Source organism: Streptomyces incanus (assembly GCF_042656345.1).
Classification (GTDB): Bacteria; Actinomycetota; Actinomycetes; order Streptomycetales; family Streptomycetaceae; genus Streptomyces; species Streptomyces incanus.
Map to the genome: position 1 here is coordinate 1 of NZ_JBHSPC010000166.1, position 5035 is coordinate 5035.

Below are 5035 nucleotides of genomic sequence, written 5' to 3' on the forward strand. Positions count from 1 at the left end.
AACTGGACGTGGTGTACGTGGATCTCCTCGGCGGTGGGCTGTTCATGGAGAAGCCGCAGGAACTGGAGCGTTATAGGTTGGCGTTCGAATACCTGAGCGCACAGGCACTCGACTTCGAGTCCTCCGCCGATCTCATCGACCGGATCAGCAAGGAGTTCTGATGACGGCACCGTCCGAGCCCGACTGGTTCAAGTCCTCGTACAGCGGCGGCAGCGGCACCGAGTGCGTGGAATGCGTCCGCTCCGCCGACGGCGCGCTCATACGTGACTCGAAGCGGGCGGAAGGCCCGGTGGTTCACGTCCGGGCTGGTGCGTGGAGCGTGTTCGTGCGGTCCCTGGCCCGCGATGGCCTCAGTTAGAGCCACGATTCCCGCAGGCCCGTGCCTTCGGGTGAGGGTGGTGGGGATCGGCGCGGTGTCGACTCTCCGTTGCTCACGGCCGTGGACCGCTCCGGGGTCGGTAGTGCGGGTCGCCTGAGGCGGCCAGATGGTTCTCTCCGCGTCCGGCATCGGGAACCGGCCGCGGTTCGGGGCCGACAAACCGCTCGTGGAGCCGCAGAGGGCCGTGGAAGGCTGGTGGCGCATGAGTGACACATCTTCGTGGGCGGGGTCGGATTTCCGGACGACGAGCGGCCCTGTGCGCGGCCGGCGGCCGGTCGACGGTGTGGTGGCCGTCCTCGGCGTGCCGTACGCCGCCGCGCCCTTCGGCCCCCGCCGTTTCCGCGAGCCTCAGCCCGTTCACGGCTGGAGCGGACCGCGAGACTGCACGGTTTTCGGGCCCATCGCACCGCAGTCGGCGGAGTTGCCCGGTTCGCCGAGGTGGCGCGAGGGGGACGAGGACGTTCTCACCCTCAACGTGTGGGTACGGCGGCAGCCGGACGGAGGGCCGCTGCCGGTGCTGTTCTGGATCCATGGCGGCGCGTACACCTTCGGCTCCTCCGCCCAGCCCGATTTCGACGGCACCGCGCTCGCCCGTGCCGGGGTGGTCGTGGTGAGTTGCAACTACCGGGTCGGTTTCGAGGGCTTCGGCCACGTGCCGGGTTTCCCCGACAACCGTGGGCTGCTCGACCAGGTGGCCGCCCTGCGCTGGGTTCGGGAGAACATCGCCGCGTTCGGCGGTGATCCCGGCCGTGTCACGGTCGCCGGGCACTCCGCGGGCGCGGGGTCGGTTGCCTGCCTGATGGCCATGGAGCAGGCGCGCGGGTTGTTCCGCAGGGCCGTCGCCCACAGCGTGCCCCACGGCTTCTTCGCCGTCGAGGCCGCCGCGGCGATCTCTTCGAGGATCGCGGCCGAGGCCGGGGTGGCCCCGACGGGCGACGGACTGCTCTCCGCCTCGCCGCAGGAACTGGTGGCCGCCTCCGACAAGGTCGCGGGACAGTGCGCCGACGACCCCGTAGTGGCGATCCAGGCATTCGACCCGGTGGTCTTCCAGCCCGTCGTCGACGGCGAGGTGCTGCCCGTGGATCCTCTCTCAGCGGCGGCGGCCGGCGCCTCGCGCGACGTGGATCTCCTGGTGTGCCACACCCTGGAGGAGTACTGGTTCCTGCACGAGGTCGGAGGGGTGCGGGAGGTCGCCTCGGAGGCGGAACTCGTCGATTTCACCGGGGCGTTGCGGCTTCCCGCCCGATTGGTCGATGGTTACCGCGCGCTGATGCCCGACGCTCCGGTCCTCGACCGGTACCTCGCGCTCTTCGGCGACGCGGTGTTCGGCGAGTGCAGCAGTCGCCTCGCCGAGTACCACGCGCGAGCCGGCGGCCGGGCGTATCTCTCCCGTTTCGCCCGCAGGCGCGTCGCTCCGGGCGGTGAAGCCAGGCCCTGGCATACCGCTGACGTGCCCTTCGCGTTCGGCAACCTGGACGCGGACGGCGCCGCTTTCCTTATCGGCGGTACCCCCGACGAACAGGACCGGGCCCTGTCCCGGCGCATGCTTCGCGCATGGGCTGACTTCGCGGCCTGCGGCGACCCGGGCTGGCCTCCGGTCACCGCCGACGCCACCACGGTGAAGGTCTGGGCGGTTCCGGGCGACCACCTGGCCGACGACGCCGTCTCCGACGTACGCGCGCTGTGGCGGGGAGTCCCGTTCGATCTCCTGCGGCTGTGACACGGATCGACGCGGCCGGGCGCAGCGTGACACCGGTGGGACCACGAAAGGCGGCGGAACGGTGGGGGCAGGTCAGGGGTGCAGGGGCAGGGGGTAAAGGCCGGATGGGGAACGGGTTCGGTGGTGGGCACGCGTCCGGCGTCGGCGTGTCATTCCGGCTCGATGATGAACACCTGGCCGTTGGCGTCCTGCACGGTGCACCGCTGGGCCACGGCCACCGCGCCCGCCTTGTCGGAGCCCTGGGAGCCGTCGGGGTCCTCGGCGCTCTCGCGGATGCCGACGCACAGGGGTTCCGCGTCCTGGGCCGGCCTGAACCGCCAGTGGTCCGTGCCGCCGCCGGGGGCGCGCTCGATGCGGAACCGTTGGGCGGTGCTGCCACCCTGGCAGGCTTTCCAGGGCCAGGGTTCGAGCATCCCGTGGAACGGCCCCCCGTCGAGGACGGTGAGGCAGCCGGCGCCGTGGTCCGGGTGGTCCCACTTGATGATGTACAGGCCGTCGGACTCCCGTTGGAGATACGTGCGCGGTGGCACCGCCTCCGCGCAGGGCCGCTGCACCGCGACCGTCTTGGTGTCGCCGTCCACCCGGGCCTCCCCGTCGGTCAGGCACAACGTCGGCGCCCCGACCGGCCGTACCCGCGACCACCCGGGAGTCGGCCCGGCCGCCACGGGGGTGGCCGCCGGATTCATGGAGGCCTCCGAGCCACCGCCCTTGGAGTCCCCCGTCCGTTCGCCGTCCGGCAGCAGAACCACCGCCGCGACGGCGAGCAGGACGACCGTCCCGAGCGAGGCCAGCGCGACGAGCGGGGCGAGCGGGACGGTACGCGTACGACCGCCACCGGCAGCCTCGCCCTCCGGGGCACGGCCCGTCCCTGGGACGCGGTCGGACTCCAGAACGCGGTCGGACTCCAGGACTCGGTCGGACTCCAGGACTCGGTCGGACTCCGACGCATCGCCGGCCCCGGATACCTCCGGCCTCTCCGCACCCGCGAGGCGCTCGCACTCCGCGAGCCGTTCCCGGGCGGCGAGCCACTCGGCCACGTCCTCCTCGGGGCCGCAGGCCCGTACCAGCGCCGCGACGACCTCGGCCCGCGGCAGTGCGTCCCGGCGCAGGACGTCCGCCAGGGTGCTGCGCGCGAGTAAGAGCCCGCGCAGAGAGGCGGGGCGGGATACCCGGGCAGCGAGGCGGGCACAGGTCTCCGTGATCATGGAGTTGCGACGCTCTGTGATCACTGGGGGGACCTGTGCCCGTGCTGCCATCATGGCTGACCGACCCGCTCCGGGACCAATTCGCTGCCCTGCTGCCCGAGCACCCGACGGTCGATCCGTCCCACCCACTGGGTTGCCACCGGCCCCGCATCAGCGACCGGATCATCTTCGACAAGCTGCTGCGGCTCCTGCGGTTCGGCTGCTCCTATCAGGCGATCGCCGACACGACCTGCTCGGCGACCACCATCCGCAACCGCCGCGACGAGTGGACCCGGCTCGGCCTCTTCGCCCGGCTCAAGCAGATCGCGCTGGAATCCTACGACCGGATCGTCGGGCTCGTGCTCGACCAGATCGCGGTTGACGGCTCCATCACCAAAGCCCCCGGCGGCGAGGTCGCCGGGCGCTCACCCGTCGACCGCGGCAAACAAGGCCTGAAACGCTCGGGCATGACGGATGGTTACGGAATTCCGCTCGGCCGGGTCCTGGCCGGGGCGAACCGCCACGACTCGCCACTGCTCGCGCCGACGCTGGACCTACTGGACGACCTCGGGCCGTTGCCCGACGACATCACGGTGCACCTGGACGCCGGCTACGACTCGGACAAGACCCGCACCGAACTCACCGTCCGCAACCTGCACGGCCGGATCGCGCACAAGGGCGAGAAGGCACCGATCCAGGCCAGTCAGCGGTGGCATGTCGAGCGCACGCACGCCTGGCAGAACGCCTTCCACCGCCTTGCCCGCTGCTACGAGCGCCGCGCGGCCGTCGTCAACGCCTTCTTCGACCTCGCAGACACGATCATCACCGTCCGTAGCCTGCTCCGCCAAGCCTGGACCACCCACCGCTGGGACGACCGCCCGAAGCGACGCTCATAAGAGCCCGCCTATCTGCGCGGGCTCGTAGCCTGATCCGCCGAGCGTGGACCACCTATCGCTGGGACGCACGCCCCCGCCGCCAGCCCTGACCAGCCGCCTGGCTGCGCAACCTCCAAGACGTTCCATGCGGCGGCGGATGCGCTACGGCGTCCCGGTCAGGCGCAGGCGGGTGCGGGACGGGGCCGACGGCGGCAGTGCGGCGATGATCTCGGCGAGCGAGGTCGCGGCGAGGCTGTGCCGCCAGGCTTCGTTGGCTTCGGCCATCTTCTCGGCGAGGATGCAGCGGCTCCGGCACTCCTCGGCCGGCAGTGCCCCCCGCCCCTGTTGGCGGATCTCGCGGCACTCGTACGGCGAGGACGCGCCGTCGACCGCCTCGACGATCTGCAGGAGCGTGATCTCGGAAGCAGGCCGGGCCAGCCGGAACCCGCCGCGCGGGCCCGTCGTCGCGGCCAGCACACCGGCCTTGACCAGCGCCTGCAGCTGCTTGGCGAGATAGGCCGCCGGCAGGTCGAAGTACTGGGCGAGCTGTGCCGCCGACACGGTGGCCCCTGACTCGAGCTGCGCCAGCGACGTGGCGCAGTGCAACAGCCATTCCGTACTCACAGGCAGCTTCATGGCCTGATCCTATCCCGGATATTGCGGACCTCTTTAGTCCGAGATAGCGTTCGACGGCAGCACGAGAGACAGAGGAGAGATCACCATGCGGACCATGCGAATCGCCGTTGCCGGGGCGACCGGGAACATCGGGGCCCTCACCGTCGCCGCCCTGGAACAGGCCGGATACCACGTCGTGCGCATCAGCCGTTCACTCGGCGTGGACCTGACCACCGGCGACGGCCTGGACGCCGCCCTGACC

Annotated in this window: 6 protein-coding genes; 4 read left to right on the plus strand and 2 right to left on the minus strand. The window is 71.2% G+C overall.

From position 1 onward, the window contains the following. The 3 genes from ACFP2V_RS37295 to ACFP2V_RS37305 form a co-directional block, all read left to right on the plus strand. Positions 1 to 161, plus strand: a 161-nt coding sequence (locus ACFP2V_RS37295; RefSeq protein ID WP_381220964.1) for a Scr1 family TA system antitoxin-like transcriptional regulator, incomplete at its 5' end; no start/stop codon positions are given. After that, the gene (locus ACFP2V_RS37300; RefSeq protein ID WP_381220730.1) at positions 161 to 358 is read left to right on the plus strand and encodes a DUF397 domain-containing protein; all 198 of its coding nucleotides are present in this window, start codon (positions 161 to 163) and stop codon (positions 356 to 358) included. The genes ACFP2V_RS37295 and ACFP2V_RS37300, both read left to right, overlap by 1 nt. Before the next feature lie 223 nt (positions 359 to 581). Continuing rightward, entirely contained in the window at positions 582 to 2099 is a 1518-nt protein-coding gene (locus ACFP2V_RS37305; protein ID WP_381220733.1) for a carboxylesterase/lipase family protein, read from the plus strand. 149 nt (positions 2100 to 2248) lie between these two features. Here the strand turns inward: ACFP2V_RS37305 and ACFP2V_RS37310 are convergent, their stop codons facing one another. Beyond that, positions 2249 to 3328 (minus strand): RICIN domain-containing protein, encoded by a 1080-nt coding sequence (locus ACFP2V_RS37310; RefSeq protein WP_381220735.1) that lies wholly within the window; start codon positions 3326 to 3328, stop codon positions 2249 to 2251. Positions 3329 to 3339: 11 nt separating this feature from the next. Here ACFP2V_RS37310 and ACFP2V_RS37315 point away from each other — a divergent pair, with 11 nt between their 5' ends. Beyond that, a complete protein-coding gene (locus ACFP2V_RS37315; protein ID WP_381220738.1) occupies positions 3340 to 4179 on the plus strand; it encodes an IS5 family transposase in 840 nt (279 codons plus the stop codon). A gap of 141 nt (positions 4180 to 4320) precedes the next feature. Here the strand turns inward: ACFP2V_RS37315 and ACFP2V_RS37320 are convergent, their stop codons facing one another. Next, entirely contained in the window at positions 4321 to 4794 is a 474-nt protein-coding gene (locus tag ACFP2V_RS37320; protein ID WP_381220741.1) for an RrF2 family transcriptional regulator, read from the minus strand. Between the last annotated feature and the right edge of the window lie 241 nt (positions 4795 to 5035).

Excerpts from the sequence above, each read along its gene's own strand:
- ACFP2V_RS37320 (WP_381220741.1), bottom strand. The coding sequence starts at position 4,794 with ATGAAGCTGCCTGTGAGTACGGAATGGCTGTTGCACTGCGCCACGTCG.
- ACFP2V_RS37300 (WP_381220730.1), top strand. The coding sequence starts at position 161 with ATGACGGCACCGTCCGAGCCCGACTGGTTCAAGTCCTCGTACAGCGGC.
- ACFP2V_RS37305 (WP_381220733.1), top strand. The coding sequence starts at position 582 with ATGAGTGACACATCTTCGTGGGCGGGGTCGGATTTCCGGACGACGAGC.